20 protein-coding genes are annotated in these 24,685 nt (G+C 32.8%); 4 read left to right on the top strand and 16 right to left on the bottom strand.

Features of this window, described 5'->3' with window-relative positions; translation table 11 throughout:
* Positions 1-226: 226 nt before the first annotated feature.
* The 6 genes from OF897_RS08145 to OF897_RS08120 all read right to left on the bottom strand — a co-directional run bounded on the left by OF897_RS08145 (position 227) and on the right by OF897_RS08120 (position 9,294).
* Positions 227-2,167 (bottom strand): leucine-rich repeat domain-containing protein, encoded by a 1,941-nt coding sequence (locus tag OF897_RS08145; protein WP_267265197.1) that lies wholly within the window; start codon positions 2,165-2,167, stop codon positions 227-229.
* 90 nt (positions 2,168-2,257) lie between these two features.
* Positions 2,258-2,464, bottom strand: a complete 207-nt coding sequence (locus OF897_RS08140; protein WP_267265196.1) for a WG repeat-containing protein — start codon at positions 2,462-2,464, stop codon at positions 2,258-2,260.
* Between the two features lie 774 nt (positions 2,465-3,238).
* Positions 3,239-3,757 carry a DUF2911 domain-containing protein gene (locus OF897_RS08135; RefSeq protein ID WP_267265195.1) on the bottom strand — a complete coding sequence of 173 codons (519 nt, stop codon included), beginning with the start codon at positions 3,755-3,757 and terminating at the stop codon, positions 3,239-3,241.
* Between the two features lie 49 nt (positions 3,758-3,806).
* Positions 3,807-5,498: a sodium:solute symporter gene (locus OF897_RS08130; RefSeq protein ID WP_267265194.1), complete on the bottom strand. Its 1,692-nt coding sequence runs from the start codon at positions 5,496-5,498 to the stop codon at positions 3,807-3,809.
* A gap of 100 nt (positions 5,499-5,598) precedes the next feature.
* Positions 5,599-8,103, bottom strand: a complete 2,505-nt coding sequence (locus OF897_RS08125) for a PIG-L family deacetylase (protein ID WP_267265193.1) — start codon at positions 8,101-8,103, stop codon at positions 5,599-5,601.
* Between the two features lie 414 nt (positions 8,104-8,517).
* The gene (locus tag OF897_RS08120; protein WP_267265255.1) at positions 8,518-9,294 is read right to left on the bottom strand and encodes a glycosyltransferase family 32 protein; all 777 of its coding nucleotides are present in this window, start codon (positions 9,292-9,294) and stop codon (positions 8,518-8,520) included.
* A 223-nt stretch (positions 9,295-9,517) separates the two neighbouring features.
* Between OF897_RS08120 and OF897_RS08115 the strand changes: the two genes are divergently transcribed.
* Entirely contained in the window at positions 9,518-10,852 is a 1,335-nt protein-coding gene (locus tag OF897_RS08115) for an alpha-amylase family glycosyl hydrolase (protein ID WP_267265192.1), read from the top strand.
* An 11-nt stretch (positions 10,853-10,863) separates the two neighbouring features.
* On the opposite strand, the gene OF897_RS08110 is transcribed toward OF897_RS08115, so the two are convergent.
* The 4 genes from OF897_RS08110 to OF897_RS08095 all read right to left on the bottom strand — a co-directional run bounded on the left by OF897_RS08110 (position 10,864) and on the right by OF897_RS08095 (position 14,038).
* Entirely contained in the window at positions 10,864-11,217 is a 354-nt protein-coding gene (locus OF897_RS08110) for a response regulator (RefSeq protein ID WP_267265191.1), read from the bottom strand.
* A gap of 181 nt (positions 11,218-11,398) precedes the next feature.
* The gene (locus OF897_RS08105) at positions 11,399-12,865 is read right to left on the bottom strand and encodes an OmpA family protein (RefSeq protein WP_267265190.1); all 1,467 of its coding nucleotides are present in this window, start codon (positions 12,863-12,865) and stop codon (positions 11,399-11,401) included.
* A 269-nt stretch (positions 12,866-13,134) separates the two neighbouring features.
* Positions 13,135-13,374 carry a hypothetical protein gene (locus tag OF897_RS08100; RefSeq protein WP_267265189.1) on the bottom strand — a complete coding sequence of 80 codons (240 nt, stop codon included), beginning with the start codon at positions 13,372-13,374 and terminating at the stop codon, positions 13,135-13,137.
* 211 nt (positions 13,375-13,585) lie between these two features.
* Positions 13,586-14,038, bottom strand: a complete 453-nt coding sequence (locus OF897_RS08095; RefSeq protein WP_267265188.1) for a PA2169 family four-helix-bundle protein — start codon at positions 14,036-14,038, stop codon at positions 13,586-13,588.
* Between the two features lie 233 nt (positions 14,039-14,271).
* Here OF897_RS08095 and OF897_RS08090 point away from each other — a divergent pair, with 233 nt between their 5' ends.
* Positions 14,272-16,059 (top strand): FAD/NAD(P)-binding protein, encoded by a 1,788-nt coding sequence (locus tag OF897_RS08090; RefSeq protein ID WP_267265187.1) that lies wholly within the window; start codon positions 14,272-14,274, stop codon positions 16,057-16,059.
* Between the two features lie 81 nt (positions 16,060-16,140).
* Here the strand turns inward: OF897_RS08090 and OF897_RS08085 are convergent, their stop codons facing one another.
* The 4 genes from OF897_RS08085 to OF897_RS08070 all read right to left on the bottom strand — a co-directional run bounded on the left by OF897_RS08085 (position 16,141) and on the right by OF897_RS08070 (position 19,375).
* Positions 16,141-16,626: a DUF4385 domain-containing protein gene (locus tag OF897_RS08085; protein ID WP_267265186.1), complete on the bottom strand. Its 486-nt coding sequence runs from the start codon at positions 16,624-16,626 to the stop codon at positions 16,141-16,143.
* A gap of 10 nt (positions 16,627-16,636) precedes the next feature.
* A complete protein-coding gene (locus tag OF897_RS08080) occupies positions 16,637-16,822 on the bottom strand; it encodes a hypothetical protein (RefSeq protein WP_267265185.1) in 186 nt (61 codons plus the stop codon).
* Between the two features lie 112 nt (positions 16,823-16,934).
* Positions 16,935-18,935, bottom strand: a complete 2,001-nt coding sequence (locus OF897_RS08075) for a PAS domain-containing sensor histidine kinase (protein ID WP_267265184.1) — start codon at positions 18,933-18,935, stop codon at positions 16,935-16,937.
* A gap of 158 nt (positions 18,936-19,093) precedes the next feature.
* Positions 19,094-19,375 carry a hypothetical protein gene (locus OF897_RS08070; protein WP_267265183.1) on the bottom strand — a complete coding sequence of 94 codons (282 nt, stop codon included), beginning with the start codon at positions 19,373-19,375 and terminating at the stop codon, positions 19,094-19,096.
* Positions 19,376-19,477: 102 nt separating this feature from the next.
* On the opposite strand from OF897_RS08070, the gene OF897_RS08065 reads away from it, so the two are divergent.
* Complete coding sequence (locus tag OF897_RS08065; RefSeq protein WP_267265182.1) at positions 19,478-20,608, top strand: serine hydrolase domain-containing protein; 1,131 nt, start codon at positions 19,478-19,480, stop codon at positions 20,606-20,608.
* Between the two features lie 170 nt (positions 20,609-20,778).
* Here the strand turns inward: OF897_RS08065 and OF897_RS08060 are convergent, their stop codons facing one another.
* Positions 20,779-21,270: a phosphatase PAP2 family protein gene (locus OF897_RS08060; RefSeq protein ID WP_267265181.1), complete on the bottom strand. Its 492-nt coding sequence runs from the start codon at positions 21,268-21,270 to the stop codon at positions 20,779-20,781.
* 275 nt (positions 21,271-21,545) lie between these two features.
* Positions 21,546-22,115: a CinA family protein gene (locus OF897_RS08055; RefSeq protein ID WP_267265180.1), complete on the bottom strand. Its 570-nt coding sequence runs from the start codon at positions 22,113-22,115 to the stop codon at positions 21,546-21,548.
* Positions 22,116-22,367: 252 nt separating this feature from the next.
* Between OF897_RS08055 and OF897_RS08050 the strand changes: the two genes are divergently transcribed.
* Positions 22,368-24,494: an ATP-binding protein gene (locus OF897_RS08050; RefSeq protein ID WP_267265179.1), complete on the top strand. Its 2,127-nt coding sequence runs from the start codon at positions 22,368-22,370 to the stop codon at positions 24,492-24,494.
* Positions 24,495-24,685 lie beyond the last annotated feature (191 nt).

Here is a 24,685-nt window from a genome sequence, read left to right as displayed (position 1 = left end):
TAAAAGCAAAAATTGAAGACATGAATAACAGCTTATTTCTTGATTTCAAAGGGGTGAACTTCAATGTCATTAAGAATAAAACTTATTATTTTCAAATGGAATATCTAGATTCAACATCCGAAATGCTCCCTTTTAATATTAAATAAAAAACAATGGTTTTACTTCAATAGTTGACTGCGTAACAATTACTAACAACATATTCGGCACATATTAGTGGGCTCACTTTTTAAATCCCAAATTCATCTCTTTCCCAAATCCATAAATTCACACTTGGCAATCCACAATAAATAACGATTTCCGGACGATCCAATTGTGATTCAAGATTAAGTTCTTTGGCATTATCCACTAGTAAATTGACTTCTTTTAAATTAGGTAAAGTATTCAGCACCCGTATGTCTGTAACTTTTGTCTTGTATAGATCAAGGCGCTCTAACTTTTTTAACGGTTCTAAGCCTGAAATATCATCTAATTCTTCACTTTCTAAAAATGTCAGCCATTTCAAATTAGGAAATTTCGAGATTCCTTCTAAATTAATATTACCATGAATGCTTGATAAATTTAATTTTTCAAGGGATGGTAAAGTTTCAAACGAAGAAAGGTCATTAATTCTACTATTTTCCAAGTCCAGAACCTTTAGTTTTTTCAAGGCTTTCAATTGCAATTTCTTCACTCCTTGGAGTTTCAGAAATTCTAAATTAGGAAATCTTTCAAGGTCTTTAATACTGGAATCATAAGCAGAAAAATTCAATCTTTTTAAGGATTTCATTTCTGGAAGTGTTTTTACATCAAATTTTCGATCATTAACGATCTGCAAAGACTTTAGACGTTTCAGATTTTCAAATCCAGTAAACTTTACTCTTGAATTAAAAATTAAAAACTCCAGCCTTTTTAAATTTCCTAAGTCGAAGACCTTTTTTGTTTTTGTAACATCTATATTCAGTTTTTTCAACTTTTTCAATTTCAGAATAGATTCAGCAGTCTGTGACGAAATTTCATAACCAATTTTTAAAGATTCCAGTGCTGTAAATTGTTCGATTGAATAGTTTACAGGTTTTTTATGCATTTCATCATCTTCATAAAAATCCAATTCTTTCAACTGATTTTTTAGGGGAAGCAATTTTGAAAAATTTCGTATACTTTTACCATCTCTTGAAAAACATATTGATTCAAAGTTTGTCAAATTGAGAAAATGCTCTAAATAATTATGTTTTTTAATTGCAGAATCTCTCATCTCTACACTTTCTATTTGCTTAGCAATGTGTAAAAAAGCATCTACGTAAAACTTAGATTTATCAAATGACAGGACTTTCACCTTTTTAAATTTTCCGAGATTATCAATCGTTTTTTCTTTTAAATTGGTAAAGTGTAAATGATTAATATAATTTTTGAGTCCTAATACTTTTTTTAAACCAAATGGTTTTTCAGTTTGAACAAAATGACATTTAATTTGTTTATTGATCCGATTTTCAATTTCTTGTAATTTTTCAACTGAACTATCAGTATCAATCTTAATTTTTTCGAGTTTCTTAAATTCCGAAATTCCGTCAAAGCTTCCAATCTGGCAGTTTTTAAACTCAATGTAAGTTACTGATTTTTTAAAAGGTATAAAGGAAATATCTTCAAACTGAGAATCGGAAATATGTATCATCCATATTGATTTCTCTTTTATTTTTTTTGGATGATAAGTAAAAGTTATTTTGTCTAGATGTAATGAGTATAAACCTTCTATATTGCTTAGTTCCTGAATATTATCAATGTGGCAGTTTTTAATAAAAAGATGTTTATGTCCTTTCCTAGGTCCCGATGTTTGAAGACCATTCATACAATTGGCATCAAAGTTCATATTAGAAAAACGGATTTCATACGGAAAATCCTTTATTATAGTACAGTCATTATTTTGGAATGTCACATTATCCAACTGAAAGTAAATGCAACGATTCAACTTCATTAATTCAGAAAAATTTGAAATGACAGAATTGCTGAGACGTAAAGTTCTTATGTTATTTAAATAGGGCAACAATATGGGAAAATCATCGATTGTTAAATTTTTAAGACTTATATCTGATATTGTATAATCCTCTCCAGGTTTTATCCCTAAAATTCCTTCTAATCTTTTAGTTTTTTCGTCAATTATTGGTGGTATATTTATTTGATGATCTTCTTTCATTCTAATCGCTGTTCTAATTTTTAAATTATGTGATTAAACATTAATTTTTGCTCTGATTTTTTACAGAAAGTTTTGTGGCATTTTTTATCTTTAAAATAATCGTTTACCTTTCTTATCAATATAAAACCAGGTTCCGTTTTGTTTTACCAGAGCTACACCGTCACTAAAACCATATAAATATTCATAAACTTCATTGAATAACTCTTTTCCATACCCATCAAAAAACTTGGCACCTCCATTTCCGATGACATCAACTATCCCTTCACCCTGCTGTTGGCGTGTCCGGATTTGCTCCATATTCAAGCAATAGTCTAAAGTTTGTGTATTCGTTTCGGCTGTATGCCAATGAAAGAATAGGACGTTAAATTGAGGTTCGTTTTGATAATTTGTGTTTGTAAAATTCGATCAGCTGAACGAATATTTTATTGGATAGCCGACGAACCCTTTTTCTGAAATTGGTAATTTGTCGTGGTTTCATTATTACTTTGAGTTTACAGGATATAGTCGGAAATATTCACTATCCTTTTATTATTAGTTTTTAAATTTTCTGCAATATAGAATGTTTTAAGAAAATTGAAAATTATTTTCACCTATAAATATTCTTATTTTAAATCATCACAACTCAAAGAATGTGAAAAATACAAATCTCCATCTTCATCAAGAATAAAAAATGTAACTATGCTGTTTCGAAAATAAACCATACATGGCACATTTGAACGTAAATAATTTGGTTACAATATATTTAAATGTACCAAATTTATTTTTGCAGAAAAAATTAATCTTACTTTTCTATAGATAGTAAAATAAAGTAAAACAATGTCAACTTAGATTGATTCTAATGCTTAATATTATATTGCAAAAGCTTTACAACTATAAGAAAGCAAATGTTAAATTTGCGATAATCAATTGTTGTGTAATTTGGTTCAAACGAACCAAATCATCGATAAAACTATTTGTATAAATGTCTGTCAATATCATCGGATATCTACAATAATAATCTTTGATAAAATATCAAAACTTTAAACAAAAAAAATCCCGAATTAACGGGATTTTAAATTCTTATCTATAAATTTATTTTATCTCTACAGGAACTGAGATTTTATCCCAATCCATTGTGAATCCATTGCTGTTTACTTTGTAAACTAAAATTTCCTGAGTGGCTTTTGAAGCCTTTGTTTTAACATCAACACGCAAAGCATCTTTAGATTCTTCGTACTTGTAAGCGCCCCATTGTTTTGACTCTTTATTGAAAACTGCAGTCCAAGTTCCGGATGTTTTTGGAATTAAGAAAAAGCTGTATTTACCAGCAGGAAGTTTTTTACCCTGAACAGTAATGTCTTTACTGGTCTCAAAAGTCGTTGCTTCATTGGCACCTGCACGCCAAACTTTATCATAAGGTACCAAATCACCCCAGATTGTACGACCTTTTACAGACGGACTGTTGTAGGCAATCGTAATATTGGCGTCTTTAATTTTTCCTGTTGCAGTTGCAGGAGGGCTTGCAGGTTTTTTAGTTTCCTGTGCAAATGCGTTCACTGAAATCGTAAGAGCAGCTACAAGAACAGTAGCAGATTTAAGCATTGTTTTCATATAATTTTTGATTGTTTAAATTTCTGAAAAATGTATGATTAATTTTCGGTTACGAATTTACGGCTTTCGGCTTATAAAACAGCAAACCGATGGAAGAAAATAGAATCACCGCCGCTGCACCGATTACGTTAAGCCAAAGGAAGGAAACGATATCGAACTGATAAACGGCAATCACCGCAATTTCTGATAGAATTGCAGAAATAAATACAATCGCCCCGTTGACTTTTTTATAGTAAAATGCAACGAGAAAAATCCCCAATATCGGACCGTAGAAAAGAGAACCTAATACGTTAACCGCTTCAATAAGGGAGCCCATTTGAGTGGCAAACATGGCTACACCGATTGAGAAAACACCCCACGCTAAAGTGTGTAGGCGACTGTACTTCAGTTCGGTGGCTTCATCAGGAATTTCTTTTTTAAATATCAAATGAACATCTTTTAATGAGCAGGCAGCAAGTGAATTCAGCGCTGCGGAAATGGAACCCCAGCTTGCCAGAAAAATAACAGCGAACAGTAATCCAATCATCCCCACAGGCAAAGTGTTTTTTACAAAATACAGGAAAATATAATTCGTATCTGTTTTCTCCGCATTAAAATTTGAATTATTAATAGCTTCCTCTACCCTTCCGTGCAGATATTTCACCTGGATTTGAGTATTTTTAAAATTCTGAATTGTGTTGTTAAGTTGAGGAGACTGAGTTTCTTTTAATTTTAAAATTTCTTTTGATTCTTCATTAAATTTTGCCTGCAAATCCCGATGCTCTTTTTCAAAAACTGCGGCCTGTTCAGGTTTTGTTTCCTTTAAATGTTGGTAAGACCTTACATTAAAATAAATCGGAGCCGGTTTAAGGGAAAAGAATGCAAAAAGCAAAGCTCCAATCAAAAGAATCGCAAACTGCATCGGAATTTTGACCAAACCATTCAGCAGTAAACCCATTTTTGCATTAGTGTTGTCTTTCGCAGTAATGTACCTCCCGACCTGACTCTGGTCTGTACCGAAATAAGAAAGTGCCAGAAAAAAGCCACCAATCAATCCGCTCCAGATGTTGTATTTATCTTTCCAGTCGAAGTCTGTGGTGATGACATTGAGCTTTCCTGATTTCCCTGCCAGATAAAGCGCATCTTTAAATCCAATTCCATTCGGCATATTTTCAATGAGAAGATATCCCGCAAAAGCCATTGTTCCTAGAATAATTAGAAACTGTAATTTTTGAGTGTGAGCAATTGCTTTTGCACCGCCAACGTAAGTGTAAATCAATAAAATTCCACCTGTTAAAACATTTGTAAGATAAATATTCCAGTTTAAAACGCTTGATAAAATAATACTCGGAGCGTAAATACTGATTCCTGTCGATAAGCCTCTTGAAAAAAGAAAAAGGAGCGAAGTCAGTACTCTTGTTTTTTTATCAAAACGGTTTTCTAAATATTCATAGGCCGTGTAGACATTTAAGCGTTGAAAAATGGGAATAAAAGTGATACAGATCACAATCATTGCCAAAGGCAGACCAAAATAATACTGAACGAATCGCATTCCATCTGTGTACGCCTGTCCAGGTGCCGAAAGAAATGTAATCGCACTCGCCTGAGTTGCCATAATCCCGATCAGCACGATGTACCAAGGCATTTTGTTGTCTGCTTTCAGGTAAGATTCGTTGCTTTTCTGTCCACGCCCGATGAATATGCCGTAAACAACCACTGCAACCAGTGTCAAGATAAGAACTGTCCAGTCTATATTACTCATGCCCAGAATTTAGTAAACAAATAATAAAATACAATCTGACCTAATAATGCAATTGCTAATAGCAGGTACCAGATATTCCAGTTTTTAAGTTGATTGTTCATCAGTTTTTCTGTGCAGATAAAAAGTTTAAAAATAATCTTGCCGCTCCCACATTTCCCGCAGGTAACTGTCTAAAAAATGCCAACGGGGTATAAATAAAATTACCCTTCCCGTATTTCGTATATAAAGTTGATCCCTGCAGAGGCTCTTCACCCGAATCGTGCATTTCAAAAAGCGGTTCGTACGCCTTATCCCATTGAACAGGGAAATAAGCACCACGCTCCTGTACCCAACCATTGAAATCTTCCGCAGTAATTTTGTTTGGAAAGTTCAGTAATTTATGATTAGGATTTAAAAACTTAACCTCAGCATTTTCTTCGGTAACACGTTTATTGGCAATGTTGAAACTGTACATTCCCAATTGGTCAACGGTTGTATCTTGATTGGTGTTGTACTGCATTACCAAATTACCACCTGTTTTTACATAAGACCATAAAAACGGCATCCAACGACCCAGTTTTTTCTCTGTATTATTGGCACGAACACCAAGAACGATGGCATCATATTGCGAAAGTCTGTTTAGACTGCTGTTTCCGGCTGATTCATCAGGATTTCCATAAAAATCTTCATCTTTCAGAACATCTACCTGAATACCTGCAATTCTTAGGAACTCAGGAATGAAATCACCTGCACCCTGAACATAACCCACTTTTTTCACTTTCATCTGAATATCACCTTTCATGACAGCAACTGTAGAAGGTGCAAAATATTGTAGTGAAGGCAAATGCGGATACTGAATTAACACCTGTTTTTTATTGTAAGTGACTCCATCTGAAACAAAATTAGCTTCCAACTGTAACTGATTTGATTTTATTGAGGCTAATTTAGCTTTTGGAATGACGTAATCTACTGTAAAATCTTTTCCATTAACTGATTTTAAATCACCACCGCATACTCTTTCTCCGTTAAACATCAGATTTACTTTTCCATTATTGAATTGTTTATCGGAATTCACCTTAAAATTTAAGCTTACATTCAGATCTACATTTTCTTTAACTAAAAACAGCGGTTGGGTAAATTTCAATTCCAAGGCAGGAACAATGCGCAAAGCTTCCACTACATCGCCACGTACAGGATCTAATTTTTTGAAAGATAAAGGAAGTTTAACCTCAAATTTTTCAGAACCTATTTTTAAATCCAGCAAAACATTTAATGGTGATTCTTCTTCGGGCAAACCGACTAAAGTATCATTTGGAACAGAAAATATTGCCGCGTTCGTTGGAGCTTTTGCCAACCAGTAAGGTTCTGTAAGTGCTGCATCAGCTGGAATCTGAATATCGTGCTGAATGGTAATTAAAGAGTCTTTTGACAATTTTCTATTCAAGTTTTCGGATTGACTTAACCATCTTACATTTTCTAAAACGACAGGATTTGTAGCTCTTGAAATCAGATTTAATCTAAAATTGTAATTGTCTCCGGCAACTGCTTCAGCCTGATTGGTCACCACCTCGCCCATGAAGCCTGCACAGCTTAAAATGATATGATCAAGAGATTTAATTTTATCCTTTTTTAAGTCTGTATCTTTTAGAGCCATGACTTTTTTTCGCAAATCAAGCAAAGCAGGTAAGCTGAGATCAGGATTATTGAAATTAAAAGTGGAAATAATTTTATTTAAAGATTGGTCGATATCAGTATTTCCTTTTGAAGTCCATGTTTTAGCTACACCATCAAGAAGAGTTACTTTTGCAGTTTCACCAAGAACGTGGCTGAAATATTCTGTTTTGATGCCGGCTACAGATTGTGTTCCCGCACCCTGACTTTTATGTAAACTTCTGCTTAATCCAGCTAGTTCACCATAGCCCATTCCCAATTGCGCATCGTATTGCCCAACGGTAACTTTCAATTGATTTTCGGCAGTCGTATTTACCGAACCAAAGCGGAAAGTATTCCACAACAAACGTTTTGGTTGCCATACATTGACATATTTTAATTGATCCGGAAAAGCATTTTTATCGCCTGCCAGCTTAAAAGCTTTTTGCGCAAGCACAGCCGAAGCCGCATGTTGTCCGTGACCCGCCGCAGCAGTAGGCGGAAAACGACAAATGATCACATCAGGACGGAATTTACGGATGACCCAAACGACATCTGCTGTAATGAGATCCGCATCCCATTGTTTAAAGGTATCAGTCGTATTTTTAGAGAACCCGAAATCAATCGCCCGGGTAAAAAACTGTTGGGCACCGTCTAACTTTCTTGCCTCTAAAAGCTCATGCGTTCTGATTAAACCCAATGCAGCACCTTGTTCAGTCCCTAATAAATTCTGACCACCATCACCTCTGGTTAAAGACAAATATCCCGTTTCTACATTTTGGTCATTGATTAACCAGGATAGTAATCCTGTATTTTCATCATCGGGATGAGCAGCCAAGTATAAAACTTTAGGCAGGTGTTTAAGGGTTTTGAGTTCACGATAAATTTCAGATGATTTTGAAGGTCGAACCTGTTGGGCCGAACAAAATACCGTAAAAAAGCCAAGAATAAATACAGTGATTGCTTTGTCGAACATTTGAATTTGCTTTGCGGGCAAATATAAGTAAATCGTTTATCTTTCAAACGTAAAAGAAAAAGCAGTTGGTGACTGCAAAAACTCTATAATATAATTTTCCTAAAATCTTTGTATGAAGGTAAAAAGACAATCAAAATAAACTAAAACCAAATTATGACAATTTAGATTGTTCCAAATTCTTAAAATTATATTGCAAAAACTTTATAACTACAAGAAATCCTAAGTGTTAAATTCATGAGAGTCAATTCTTTTTAATATGACTAAAACAAGCTAAGTTATCTATAAAATTGTTGTATAACATGTTTCAAAGTCAAAAATCAACAAATGTCTCCAACTAAAGACAATTGGAGACATTTGTTAATTCCAACACAATAAATAAATCTTATATCAGAGTTAACTTAAAGTACAACAAAACTAATCTTCCAAATATTCTCTAATTTTCTCCTTTGGTAAAAGATCCAATATCTTTGTCACATCAATAATTTTGTGCTCATTGATAATACTGTGAACAGCTTTTTCTGCATTCTTTTCATTCACGAGTCTTTCTAATAAACCGTAAATATTTACCATCGTTTTATGGGTATTTTCTTCATCACCTCCAAACCAAGATCCGTTGAAATGATGACTCACATAATTTTTTGGTAAGTCTTGCGAAAAATAAACTGATGGATACAAAGTTACCCCATGTTTAAGCTTTTGAATGGTATCTGAAAATCGGTCTGCTCCATAATCTTTCTCGAGCATTTCGGAAAAAATATCTGTATTGATTCTTTCTTCAAAACCATCTTGTTTATCGTAATAAGTTACAAAATCTTTTGAAAGCTGATGTCCCGGTTCTGCCATCCAAAATGCCGAGTACGGAACGCCTTTTACTTCAAAACCACATACTGCTTTTTCGTTGAGAAATTCGTCTAAAGGAAGCTTCAATTCCATATCAGTGTCCATATATATTCCACCATGCTCAAGCATTACTTTGGAACGCACATAATCTGAAACAAAAGCCCATTTTCCTTCCTCAAAAGCTTCTTTCACATAGTTATTATCTTGAATCGGAGCATTAGATTCGTTCCATTCTATAATTTCGAAATCAGGGTGAATTTTTCTCCATGTTGCAAAGCAATGTTTTGCCAATTCATCTTTTTCGTTACCGCCAAACCAGCAGTAATGTATTTTTTTTGGTATCATAAAAATATTATTTGGTGTTTCTTCAAGAAGACAAACGTCTCATCAATGTTCAATTATTTACAAAAATTAAACCTAAGTGTCTTTTTAAATATCTTATTTAATTTTTAAATGAAATTTGATTCCTATTGAATAAAATCATTGAAAAAAATTCAATCCCATAAATTGGGTGATTAATTGGTACAGTTATTTCTTGCACAATATTATTCCAGCAAAATCTCCCCTATTATTTATGAAACAAATTACCAATTCCCGATACGAACCAAAAAATTATGTGGAAATTATCACTCCGGAATGGGTGAAAAATGCTACAATTTATGAGCTGAATATACGTCAGTTTTCTAAAGAGGGAACTTTTCAGGCAGTCATTAAACAGCTTTCAAGGTTAAAAAAAATGGGTATTGATATTATCTGGCTTATGCCAATTCACCCGATTGGTGAAGTTCATCGTAAAGGAACATTGGGAAGTTACTATTCTGTAAAAGATTATTACGGAATCAATCCTGAATTTGGCTCAGAAAAAGATTTTAGAGATCTCATAAAGGCAATTCATGAAGCTGGAATGTTTGTTATCATCGATTGGGTGGCAAACCATACAAGTTGGGACAACGAATTGGTTGAAAAACATCCTGACTGGTACATGAAATCCAGAAAAAACACCTTTCAATCTACCCGATGGAGAGATTATGATGATATTATAGAATTTGATTATAAAAATCCTGCTTTAAGAAAATACATGACCGACGCATTAAAATATTGGGTAAAAGAATTTGATATCGACGGTTATCGTTGTGATATTGCAAGCTTTGTTCCGATAGATTTTTGGGAAAATGCAAGAGAGGAATTAGATGCTATAAAACCAGTTTTCATGCTTGCTGAAGCTGAAGACAAAGAACTTCACAGAAAAGCATTTGACTCTACTTACAACTGGACACTTTGGAATATTCTGCATCTTATTTCAGTACAAGGATTAAGTGTAAAGACATTGACGGAAGCTTATTTGGCAGAGCACGTTTCATTTTTTCCTAAAAAAGGAATTCGTATGAATTTCATAGATAATCACGATAAAAATTCATGGGAAGGGAATCAGTACAGTAATTTTGGTGTTGCTTTAAAAGCTGTGATTGTTTTTAATGTGATGATGGACGGAATTCCACTTGTATACAGCGGTCAGGAAGCAGGATTAAACCGCTCGCTCGAGTTTTTTGAAAAAGATCCCATTGAATGGAAAACTCATGAATTTTCAAAACTTTACACAAAGCTTTTTAACCTAAAACATAAAAACCAGGCATTATGGAATGGCCAATACGGTGGTGAAATGGTAAGAATTATGAATGATAAAATGGATCAGGTTATCTCTTTTGTCAGGGAAAAAAATGGGGATAAGGTTTTAAGCATTATCAATCTTTCTAAAGACCATCTTATTGTACAACTCGACACATCCTTCGATCAAGGTATTTACACCAATATATTCACTGGTAAAAAAAGAAATGTTGATTCTACAATGATTGTGACATTAGACGCATGGCAATATACGATACTGCATCTTACTAAAAATCATAATTAATTTTTCCTTCTTCAGAAAAATTTTTCGACTTTAGTTTCCAGTTCTGTAAGATCAAAAGGTTTTGCAATGTAATCATTTGCCTGAGCTTTTTTTGCTAAAGAAACGATATCACTATTTGCGCTTACATAAATCACAGGTATATTTTTGAAATCCTGATGATTTCTTAAAAGTTTTAGTGCTTCTATTCCACCAATTTCAGGAATCCAGTTATCCATTAAAATTAAATCTGGTTTGAATACTTCTACTCTTTCAATAATATCGTGTGAAGTTTCAGATATTTCAACATCATAACCGTTTTCGGCAAAGATGATGGTAAACACTTCGAGAATAGATCTGTCGTCATCAAAAATTAGAATCTTTTTCATAATCGTTCTCATTTATTGCAAACGGTAACAAAGATAAAATTTGTACAGGATTATTTTTTATGATTTGGATAATGTTTTTTGAAGAAATATTATTTAAAGAAATAATTTCTGTGTTTTAATTTGGCTCTGAAAAACAAAAAAGACCGTCATCAATGACGGTCTCACTATAAAATAGTACAATTTATTTTGCTTTAAAGTACACTCTTCTATTTGCTTTATTTTTCCATTCCGGGCATTTTGATGCAGGATCACATTCAGGATATTTCAAATCATTTTTTCCATTTCCTTGTGCGTCTAGCTTTGTAGATTCTACACCGTTTTTAATTAAATAATCTTTCACGTTATTAGCTCTGTTTTGAGATAATTTTTGGTTATAAGCCTCGCTTCCTCTCGTATCAGTAGCTCCTACAACAGTATAAGCACCATTTGATGAATTGATATAACCTACCGCATTATTCAAAATTGGTGTATTATTCGATAAAATCTTGTCTGAATTAAGTTCAAATTCAATTCCGTCTAATTTAGTTTCAGCTTCTGTCACTGATCCTGAATTTGGAGTTTGTGCAGTAGTAACCGGGCAACCGTTATTTTCTACCGGTCCTGGAACTGTTACACATTTATCATAAAGATCAATAACTCCATCCATATCTACATCCAGTGCAACTCCAGATCCGTCAACTCTTGCTCCTGCAGGAGTATCAAGCTGTCTGTCCCAATCATCACAAACTCCGTCATTATCTGCATCACCTGCTTTACAAACTTCTACATCGTTGATTTTAGACTCTAAAACATCCGTTCTGTAATAAATTTCCTGAAGCGGATCATGCCACATTAAGTGAGATTCGTGTTTACCTAATTTCACTGAAAGACCTAGAGTAGCATTGATAAAATTATCTGAATTATTATCTTTTCTCATATTTACCACACTGTCTCCACCATCAAAAGTGTCATCGGTAGTAACAATGTACATTACTCTTCCTTCAATATCTAATCTTCTGTTGATTTTATATTTCAAACCAGCACCTCCTTGTCCAAAAAACGAAAGACCATCTCTAATTGGCTTAACTTCTGTTACCAAACGTTGACCAGTTTCATCTTTCAAATAAGCTCTGTAACCAATAGTTCCTACACCAGCATAACCGTGCAATGCCCATCTGTATGGAGATTTATTATCAACTCTTCTGAAAAGATTTGTTAAATTAAGATCCCCTAAAATAGAGATAGCATCATATTGAGTTCTACCTCCATATTGTCCATTTGCAGAAGCATTTGCAGGAGCTGCATCTCTCGTGTAAAAAGCACCTTGACGAGTTTCTCCACGGTCATATTGTAACTTTAATCCGAAAGTATGACTAATTGCTTTATCAATACTTAAATAAGCAGAGTATCCTACCAAACTTTTTCCTGCACCCTTACCGAATTTTAATGATGTAAGATCTGCATACTGCACTAAAGGAACTCCTGCACCGAAGGAAATTGACCAATCATTAAATCTTTTAGAAGACTGCGTAAAACGCTCTACGTTTGCCGAACCTGACGAGAAGGTATTTGGATATTCCCCATTGTTGCTTACCTTAATTGAATCCTGTGCAAATACACATGATGGTACCGCTATCGCGAGCGATAAAATTGCTAGTTTTGTTTTCATATAAAAATTTTAATTATTTCAAATTGATGATAAATACCAGAATATTTTAATTCTTTTATATCTATCTAATTTTTCCTAATGCACTTTTCAGTACGGGTTTTCAGCTGTGCCTTCCTATATCCAATTACTGTACCAAATAAACAATTTTAGTTAAAATAATTTATTTTTTAAACCTTAAAACACTGATTATTAGAATAATTTAAATTAAAAATGTTATTTAAATTAAAAATCGCAATTTTAAAATATAGGTTTAAAAATAGGTAATGATTTTAAGAATTTTGCAATTCAGAATTATTTGTACCCGACAAAATCTGATGGCCCAAATAAAACAGAAGATGCAATGAATTACTAGGCACGAAAAGCTGTAGATTATTAGAATTAAGCATTTCAAATTTCCATTTATTTTGAGTGCAATAATTCATCATTTCCTGAAGGTCTTTATCTAAAAGTGCAAGTACTACTTTTACAACATCATTACTTGTCACATCTGCATTAACACTTAATTCCATTATATTTTGATTGGTATATTCCCTTTTGCAATCGGTGTGCCATCACAAGTTTAGAAATAAATAATTTTCATTTTATTTTATAATATTTCATTATAATTAACAGAAAATCAACATAAAATAAAAAATCCTAAAAATTTCTTTTTAGGATTATATTTGTAATTAACGATTATTAATCATCGTATTTCAAATTGAATTTCAAATAGATCTTAGATTAATTTTTCAACTCGTTTAAGTTATTAAATTTACTGTATGAAGATTTTAAATGATGAAGCTGATCGCTCACAACTCTTGAACTTTCCGGACAAAGATCTCCGCTGTCTAAAGCATCCTGATAAGCATCAATAGCCGCTCCTTCCCCAAATACAACATTTCCCAATGTTGATTCGGTTTTATCTCCTGAAAATGAATTTTTAACATCAATCCAGCCTCTGTGAATTGCTCCGGCTGTACTTCCTGTATTATCCGGCTCTCCTCCTCTTTCTGTAATTAAATTGATCAATTCTGATTTCATTACCTGAGATTGAGCTACCATTTGATCATAATCTCCTTTTACAGGTGAATAAATATCCCAAACTTTGTCTTCTACTTTTGAAAACCCTTGAATTCTGTCATTTGTGATGTTCAATAAATCGTTTAATACCGATACTGTTTTTTCGTTTTGCATAATAATATTTTTGTGGTGAGCCTTACTTCTTGCAACCACCATACCATTGAAGTGTTAAATAATGCTAAACATATGATGTGTGGTATATTTTGTTTTTTAATCAAAAAAAGGGTTGAATTATCTAAATAAGCTCTTGAATATGTTTGTAATCATAAACACATAATTATTTTTTCAATACAAGAATTCATTTAAGGAACATTATTTGAATTTCAATTAGATCGACAAAAAATTCTATGAATCAAAATATAACCCAAAATATTGCAGTGATTGGCGGAGGTCCTGCAGCATTGCTTTTTTTAAAACATATTACAAAAAGCAGCAATCTTCCGAAAAACATTTTTATTTTCGAGAAAAACGACAGACTTGGAGTCGGTATGCCTTATGGTAAATTTGGATCTTGTAATGAACATGTTGCAAATGTTTCAGCAAATGAATTACCCGAACTTATAGACAGTTTTGAAGATTTTATCCGAAGAAATCCCAGCGAAAAGTTTAATGATTTTAAAGATCCTGAAAAGATAAATCCGTACTTGGTGATTCCAAGGCTTTTATTGGGAGACTATCTTGAAGATCAATTCCAAAAGCTGATTGATATTGCCGAAGAAAAAGGAAGTACTATTATTGTTAAAACAGAAACTGCTGTAAAAGATATTGTTCCAAATTTTAGTTCAGAAAGAAAATTTAAAATCATTCCGGAAAACAATGAAGACGATACAGAGTTTTTAGCTGATCAGGTTGTGATTTGCACTGGTCACGTTTGGCGAAAAAAATATGAGGAAACGGTTAAAGGTTGGTATGACTCACCTTATCCACCTTCAAAATTTCAGGATGCAACTAATTTTGCGGTTGCAGTACGGGGAACTTCTCTCACGGCAATTGATGCCGTAAAAACTTTAGCAAGGCTGAATGGTAAATTTACTGAAGATGGCGACAAATTAATTTATCAACTTAATGATTCATCAAAAAACTTCCGTTTAGATTTATTCTCAAAAGGAGGCTTTCTTCCTGCTTTAAGATTTCATTCTGAAGACGATTCTTATTCATTAAAATGGGCCATGTCGTTGCAGGAAATCGATGAATATAAAGAAAGTCATCAAGGTTTTGTAGATCTCGATTATGTTTTTGAAATTAATTTCAAAAAGCCTTTAAAAGAAAAAGACCCTGATTTCTATGAATTAATTAAAGATTTAACGATTGAAAAATTTGTAGAAAAAATGATCAATTATCGTGAAAAAACAGACAGTTTTGAACTTTTTGAAGCAGAATATTACGAAGCCGAAAAATCAATCACAAGAAAGAAATCAATCACCTGGAAAGAAAAACTTGCAGCATTTAGTTATGCAATGAATTATCCTGCAAAACATTTCTCTGCAGAAGATATGTTACGATTGAAGTCTACTTTAATGCCATTAATTACGATAATTATTGCATCATTGCCACAGTCTTCATACAAAGAAGTGATGGCACTTCATGAAGCCGGACTTGTTACATTAATTGAAGTTGACGAAGAAAGTACCGTTGAGCCCAATATTCAAGAAGGAGCTGATTACATTTATACCGATAAAGAGGGTAATGAAATTAAGAAGCATTATGAAATTTTCGTTGATTCAATCGGGCAGCAACAAATGAATCCGGAAGATTTACCTTTTAAAAGTTTAGTAAATCAAAGTTTGGTAAGTGCAGCTTATCTCCGTTTTAAAAATCAACAAAAAGGTGAAGAATTGTTTATCAATGAAGATGAAAAAGTAATTAAATCTACGGATCAACATAATTATTATCTGAATGTTCCGGGATTAAATATCAACGATTATTTTCAGTCGCTTGATTTGTACAATCAGCCTATTGACGGGTTATTTATTATGGCAGTACCTTTTATTGGCGGATTAAATCCTGATTATTCCGGACTCGATTTTTGTGATACAGCCGCAGAAAGAATTATGATGGCAATTAACAGATCAGAATTTTCAATTTTAAATCAGGAAGATCAAAATCAGAAACTTGAGGAAAGACAAATTTTATAAATTCAAAAAAACAGGAATTGAAATTATTCAGTTCCTGTTTTTTAAATGTATTTCTTGCTTTTAGATTTAATAATTTAAAAACTATCCTTTTTCTTTTTTCCAAATCTCTTTCATTGTAGAATAAATAACGTTTGATTCTGCTTCTTTCCAGCGTTTGAAAAATATTTCTGCCGCTTTTGCTTTTTCAGGATCACCCGTATCTCTTTCTAATGGTTTGTAATTATCTTCAGCATCATATTTTTTACCACCTTTGTAATTAGCATATCTTCTCGCTCTGGTGAATCCCATCTGAAGATATTTTCGAGACATATCTGCTCCTACAAAATCATTTTTTTCTAAATACTCAATAAAAAGTTCAAAAATTTTATCGCTACTCTCTTCAGCAATTTCTGGATTTTTAAAACGCCAAAACTGACCAATTTCGCTTTTATAAGGTTCACAAATAAGAACTCCTTGTTCACCTTTCCCTACTTTATACAATTCGGGATGTTTGCGGTAATCAATATCACTTCTCCATTGGTAATTTTCCCTATCAAAGTTGAGGTAACTCGGTTTCCGGTCGCTCATTTTCACAGGATTAACTTTCGTCTTTTGTATTCTTTACGAGACTGATGCCCGAAGAAAAAAATATCAAGCCTAAAATTCCTATAACTGCTAATGAAGTATATGCAGCACTTTTATTAATAACTTCGTACCCTGTATAAATAAGAGCAGCAACTCCCAACACTGTAAGAACAGTTCCAAAAATTCTTTTAACGTTCATGATAATATTATTTAGAAGTGCCTAATCAAGATACGTGCCTTACATGATTAAAAGTCTAAAATAAATAATTCAAAATTTAGTTTAAACTATAATCATAACGTAGATTTTTTAATTATTTCGGAAGCATAAACCAAAAAGTACTTCCCTCTCCCATTTTGCTTTCTACACCAATCTTACCGGAATGTTTTTTAATAATTTCAGAGCAGATAAATAGTCCTAAACCAAGTCCTGAATAAGATTTCCCGAGATGATCTGCACGATAATACCGATCAAAAACAAAAGGAATAGCAGATTCCGGAATACCTTGTCCAAAATCTTTTACAGAAACTTTGATAAATTCTCCAACAGTTTCAGTTTTAATATGGATTTGCCTAGAATCTTTCCCATATTTAATGGCGTTGTTCACAAAATTAACCACGACCTGATCAATCCTGTGTTGATCGGCAAAAACTTCCAAATTTTTATCTCCGCTGAGAATAATTTCATGATCATCTAAAAATCTTATATGACTACAGCTGCTGTTTAACATTTCGTAAATATTAAAAGTGCTGCATTCAAGATTCAGTTGATCCTGCCCCATTTTACTCATATTTAATAGATCATCAACCAGCATACACATTTTTTCGATGCTTTTATCAGATTGTTCAATCAGTTTTACATGAGTTTCAGAATAAGGACGGTCTTTAATTCGGTTTAATAGTTGAATAGATGCTTTTACAGAAGTTAAAGGAGTTTTCAATTCATGGCTTGCCACACTTAGAAAATCGTCTTTACGCTGTTCTGCCAGTTTTTTATCGGTAATATCTGCAGTCATACCAACCATTCGATTAGCATTCCCGTTTTCATCATATCTTGGTCTTCCATGAGCCTGAATCCAGTGAATAGATCCATCTCGCCATTTTACCGGATATTCGGCTTTATAAATTCCATTGGTCCGAATTGCTTCCTGTACCAAAGCTTTTACATTTTCACGATATTCGGGAAGCATGGCTTCAAAAAGATCAGGATAATTAAATTCTTCATGAGGAAGATACCCATAATTATATTTAAACTGAGCGGTACTCTGCATAATTCCGGTTGCCAATTCAACTTCCGTAGAACCCAATCCGCTTGCATTCATTGCGATTTCTAATCTTGTGTTGATTTCGCTCACTGATTTTCTTGCGGCAACCTGCTCTGTAACGTCACTTGCAACAATTAAGACCGAATTGCTTTTGCCTTTTTCATCAAATATAGGTTGATAAACGAAATTTAAATAACGTTCAACCAAAACTCCTTCTTCAGCAATCAAAGCAAGATCTTCAAGACCGTGATAAGCTTCACCTGTAGAATATACCTTTTTAAGAATTTCAATAAATGGCTGTCCTTTAAGTTCCGGCAAAGCTTCTTCCAGTGGTAGACCAACGACTGAATGATTTTTATTCCAGATTTTTAAAACCATTTCATTGACAATATCTACCTTAAAATCTTCGCCTTTCAATGAAGCCATAGCAACAGGAGCTTTCTCTACTAATGTTTTAAAGCGTTTTTCACTTTCAGCAAGGGTAAAATTAGCAGTTAAAAGATTTTTTCTTGCCGCTTCAAGTTCTGTATTAGAAGTAAATAATTCATCATGTTTGGCAACAAGATCATCATTGGTTGCCATATATTCTTCATTAAGCGCAGAAAGATCATCAATGAGTTTTTGCTCAGATTTAGATTTTTCTTCAATTAAAGTTTCGGCGTTTTTTCTTTCTGTTACTTCAAATGAAGTATGTAAAATATATTCCGTCTTGCCACTTTCTCCAATAATGGCTTTATATTCAAAATCAAAATAGAACTTCTGTAATACGCCATCTATTTCTATAACAGCAGGATAATCTCTTGCATTATAAGTTTCTCCCGTTTCCCAAACTTTTTGTAATAAACCTAAAAATGGCTGATCATGCAATTCTGGAAGTGCAACATCCAAGGTTTTACCAACTACACTTCTGTCTTTTCCCCAAAAGTTGAGCATCGCCTGATTTACACTTAAAATTTTAATATCTGAACCGGAATAAACAGCCGTAGCATTCGGACTATAAAACAAAATTGATAACAGTTTCTCAGGCTGTATAAGGTCAGGAGCATTCATAAATAAAAAATTATTCAAATATAACTATTAATATTTTTAAAGGATCTCAAAACCTTACCTCAATTATCTTTATAATATTATTTTGTAATGATGATAGATTTATGTTTAAAAACTTTTCAAAATAAAATTAATTTTAGAATCTAATTTACGCAAATGTACTACGAAGCAACTTCTAAAGCGATACCGGCTTTTGCACTGTTGAAAACCTCTTCGGCTTCACTATAAAAAACATTCATTGATATTTCAAAACCATTGGCCATGAAAAAAGTTACATTTCCATCAATATTATGGCTGAGAAATCCTATATGATTTACATTAATGATGATTGGTTTTCCTAAAGCTTTTGCTCCTTCAAGAGAATTGGGGCGCTTTAGATTAATAATCACAGACTGTTTTATGTAAATTAAACCGTCGGATGTTGATCGTAATTTGATATTCATTGTGGGTAAAATTACAAATAATAAAACGAATCAATTATGATCTTAGTAGTCGCTTTTTTCAAAACCAATGGCACATGCTTTGAATATTAAATTCCATTACATATGAAAAAAGTATTTCTAGGAATTATAGCGGGAAGCACAGCAATTGCAGGAATAATCTATCTGTCGGGTTATGGATATATCTTCAAAGCCATTGGTATAAATTTAAAGAAAGGACCTTTAACGCCTTCAATTGATGATGTCGAAAAATTTCCTTCTAATATTATTTCTAATTCTAAACCTCAACCTTGGAAAAAAAGCGCTGAATATAATTCCAAAAAAATTTCAGAACGATTGGAGAACGAACTTAAAAAAACAAGAGCTTCTTCACTGATTGTTATTAAAGATAATACGCTCGTTCACGAACAATATTGGAAAGATCACGACTATTCTTCATTGATGAATTCTTTCTCAATGTCAAAAGGTTTTCTTTCTATTTTGGTAGGTTGTGCTATTGATGACGGTTTTTTAGATTCTGAAAATGAATTGATATCTTCAGTTTTTCCTCAATATAAAGAGAGTAAATTTGGTAAACATCTCACTTTTCGTCATCTAATGACAATGCAGGGCGGATTTGATTGGGACGAAGAATACCGACATCCGTTTGCAGAAAATTCAAAACAATATTTTGTTGAAGATCTTGCAAAACAAACTTTTGAAACAGAAATTAATAAAATGCCGGGAATTAATTACGAGTATCAAAGTGTTTCTGCACAACTTTTAGGATTAGCCATAGTAAAAATTACAGGAAAAAGTCTGGCGTCATATCTTTCTGAAAAATTATGGATTCCGCTGGGAATGGAATTTCCTGCAAAATGGAGTACAGACGAAAAAGGAACGGAAAAGGCGTTTTGCTGCATTCATGCAACGGCAAGAGATTTGGCAAAAATAGGACAATTGATTTTGCAAAATGGAAACTGGAACGGCAAACAACTTTTAAATTCTGATTATTACAAGAGAATGCTTAATCCAACCAAAGAAAATGAGGCTTTTTGTTATACAATTTGGGCAAATGACGAAACATCATCTACTACACGATTTTTCTATGGCTTTTTAGGTCAATTTATTATCATTCTTCCTGAAAAAAATATGGTCATCGTGAAAACTGGTTTTTACAACAGACTGGAAGTCGATAAAAAGAAAAGGCCTTTACAAGTACAAATTCTTATTGATGAACTTGAAGGTTTGTATTAAACAATGTAAATTTTCACTTCTATTTTTAGAAATTCGGAGAAAATGGCACAAATATTGAAATTATGGAAATGAACTATTTTAAAATAGCTATTTAAGGGAACCAAAATATTCTCAGCGTTTTGCTGGGAATATTTTTTATATCTATTTCATTTAATTGATTAGCTTTTCATTTAATAAGAAGCAGTTTCCGTTTTTACATTTTTTTTTAGATACAATGAAGCTGCGACAATAATAAATTGTAATCCTACAATAAAACCTCCCATCACATCTGTAAACCAATGTGCACCGAGATATATTCTCGACATTGCTCCTAATATGAGCATCAAAACCATCAGAGAAATAAAAACTGTCTTTTTCGTTTGATCCAATGTTTTATCATACCCGATAATAACAGAAAGCAATCCGAAATAAACCGTATAAAATAGAACATGACCACTTGGAAAACTCTGAAAATGCGTTTCCTGAACTATTCTTACAAAATCGGTTCCCGGTCTTGGTCTGTCGATCAACATTTTTAAAATCCAGCTGATTCCTCCAGTAAGAATTGTAGATAAAATCAGATAGGCTTCTCTCTTTTTTTTACTAATAAAAAAAAACAAAGACGTGAAACAAATCAGCAGAAATGCTATCGGAGAATAACCCAACCAACTTAAACCTTTCATTAAATTTTCTAAAAAAGAATGTTCATACTTTTGAAAAGCCGAGGATACGTAAATATCCCAAGAAAGCAATGAATCATTTTTTATAAAAGACGTCAACAAAAGAAAAACACAGAGCAAAAGAATAAAAAAAATGATATTTTTTCGATATAAATTATTGATGAAAGAATGTTTTTTCAGATTATTTTTCTGCATGAATGTACATTAAAGAAGATGAAAAATTTAAAACGTCAAAGTTGAAATTATATTATTTTTTTTAATTTTAAACTAAAGCTGATTTATGATTGAATAGACATTTTATCCAGTTCAAGTTTAAAACAGCCTAAAATAAATTCGCTGTAATACAACTGTGCTTTCAGAGACATTGTTCTCGAATGCAAATCAAGTTTTTCAGAAAGTATAATATTTCCTTTGTACGATATAGCAAAATACGCAAATAATTTATTTTTTGAATCTTCTACAGGTGTTGCATAGCCAGTAACGCCTATCGACCAGTCACTTTTAAAAATTTCAGCAGCTTCCAATGCCATATTTTCAGCTATATTCGAAGAAACGCAATCATTGGCAACTGCTTCTTTTTCATTAATATCGAGAAGCGAAATTTTCTCTTCCAATGTATAAGCTGTGATTCCGCCTTTGAAGAATTTTGAAGCATCTTTCATCTGAGAAAAAGAAAACTGCAAAAATCCCGATGTTACGCTTTCCGCAACAGAAATAGATTGATTGGACGGAAGTAATTTATCACCAATATAATCTAATAAATTCTGCAGTTCGACCAAAAAATTTACAAATGACCGAGCGTTGAGATGCTCTATAGTAATGTCAATCTTAGAATGTTTTAAAATCATGGTAATAATATTCTGTACTTTGCCAATCTAATATTAAGCCAATGTTAAGAGTTATCATCTATCAGTTTCTATGAGACTAAAATTCAAATTGATAGATTTCTAAATTCAAATTTTCGAATCTTTTTTTCATACAATTTAAAAATAAACAATTATGTTATGTGATTTGAAATTATAATTGAAGAATTAATTTATATTGCATAAAGCATTATCTTTACACCCCTAAGAAGTATTACATCTATTAGGATTGCTGCTATGATAGAAAATACTTTTGGAATCAACATCATTCCCGAAAATGAAGTTCAGCGACTGGAAGCTTTACAGCGTTACAGAATAACAGATACTCCATCGGAGGAAAGTTTCGACGGAATTGCACGACTTGCCGCTCAGATTTTTAATGTTCCCATTTCGCTTTTATCTCTTGTAGATTCAGAATCTGTATTTTTTAAAGCGAATATAGGAATGGGGAATGCAAAAAAGGCGAATCGTGGGAAAAGTCTTTGTGCATTAGCTATTTTAGATAAAGATGTTACCGTGTTTGAAGATGCTCTGAAAGAATCTTGTCTTCAGGCAAACCCAAATGTAATTGGTGATTTTGGATTACGATTTTACGCTGGAGCTCCGCTGATTACTCATGACGGATTTCTTATTGGCACATTATGTATCATAGACCAAAAACCAAGAGAATTTAGTGATTCAGAAAGAGGAATTCTTGAAGGCTTGGCCAAAACAGCTATGGATCAGATTGAGCTTCGCAGATCATCTTTAGAAACCATTGAGCAAGTTCAGCACGTTAACACACAGCTTCTTACAACCCAAGAAGATCTTAAAAAAGCAGTTCAGAATTTAGCTGAATTCAATGTTGAAATGGAAGCAACCAATGAAATGCTGAATTCCACGAATATTGAACTGACCAAATCATTTGATTTGACGATATCATTAAATCAGGATCTTAAAAAAAGTCAGCAGCGTTTACAGTCATTTATCAGCAAAGCGCCAATCGCATTCGGAATTCTTACCGGTCGTGATTTGGTTATAGAAGTTGCCAACGAAATGATTTTAATGGTTTGGGGAAAAACATCAGCTGTTTTAGGGTTACCTCTTGCTGAAGCCCTACCTGAATTAAAAGGTCAACCTTATCTTTCAATTTTAGACGATGTTTTCACTTCGGGAAAAACATATATTGGAGATACTGCACCTGTAAAACTAGAAGTTGAAGGAATTCTCAGCGATTGTTTTTTTGATTTTATTTATGAACCACTCAAAAATGATTCTGATGAAACCATTGCTATTATTGTAATTGCAAATGAAGTAACTGAAAGAATTAATAAAAAGAAAGAGCTTGAAGATTTGAATCAACAGCTTGAAATTGCTTTGAATGCAGGACAACTAGGTTCTTACCATCTTAATATTCAAAATCAGGAATTAACTGGTTCTTCTATTTTCAAAACTATTTATGGACTTAAAGATAATGAAGATCTACAGTTTGATGATATTATGAACATCATTATGCCTGAATATCGAGAGCCTATTTATGATAAAATTAATCAGTCAATAGAAAGCAGAGAACCATATAACGCAGAATATAAAATTAAAAAGAAAGACCAATCGATTCATTGGATTCACTCTTCAGGACTGCCAAGTTATGACGCAAATGGTCTAGCAATCGGCATGACCGGAATTGCATTAGATATAACAAAAAGAAAAAATTACGAAACACAAAAAGATGATTTTCTTGGTATTGCAAGTCATGAATTAAAAACGCCAATTACAAGTCTGAAAGCAACCATTCAATTATTAACAAGATTAAAAGAAAATCCGAATCATCCGATGATTCCGAAACTTATTGATCAGTCTTCCCAAAGTTTGGAAAAGCTTAATACTTTGGTTGATGATTTATTGAATATGCACAGAATCAGTGAAGATCAATTACAGTTAAAAAAACAGAACTTCAATATTTCAAAAATGCTTGAAGGTTGTTGTAATGACATCAGACTTGATGGTAAATTTAAATTAATCATCGATGGAGATCTTTCAACAACCGTTACAGCCGATGAAAACAGGATTGAACAAGTTGTAGTCAATTTTGTAAACAATGCTGTAAAGTATGCTGCAGATTCTGAAAAAATTCACCTTATCATTGAGCCGACAGAGAAAAATGTAAAAGTAACCGTAAAAGATTTTGGAGCTGGAATTGATCCATCAGTACAACCTTACCTTTTCGACCGTTATTATCGTGCTACTCATGAAGGAAGAAAATATTCCGGACTAGGATTAGGTCTTTATATTTCATCAGAAATCATTAAAAAACACGGCGGAGAAATCGGTGTAGAAAGTACTGTTGGTGAAGGAAGCAGTTTTTGGTTTACACTACCATTATAATTTTATTGTTTGTTTAATAAATCATCATAGATTAGTATATCAGACGATCATTTTCAATCACAATATCAATATTTAACAGCTATAAAAATAAGCGAGGCATAATAGTTGTATAGCAGTTATCACAACTAAGTCTATCATATAAATGCCTTTCAATATGAACATTCAATGTTATTTGGAGGCATGATTTAGAA

It is taken from the genome of Chryseobacterium formosum (assembly GCF_026460885.1).
GTDB classification, from domain to species: domain Bacteria; phylum Bacteroidota; class Bacteroidia; order Flavobacteriales; family Weeksellaceae; genus Chryseobacterium; species Chryseobacterium formosus.
Note: the sequence above shows the minus strand (reverse complement) of the source record. Positions and strands in the feature narration are given on the sequence as shown.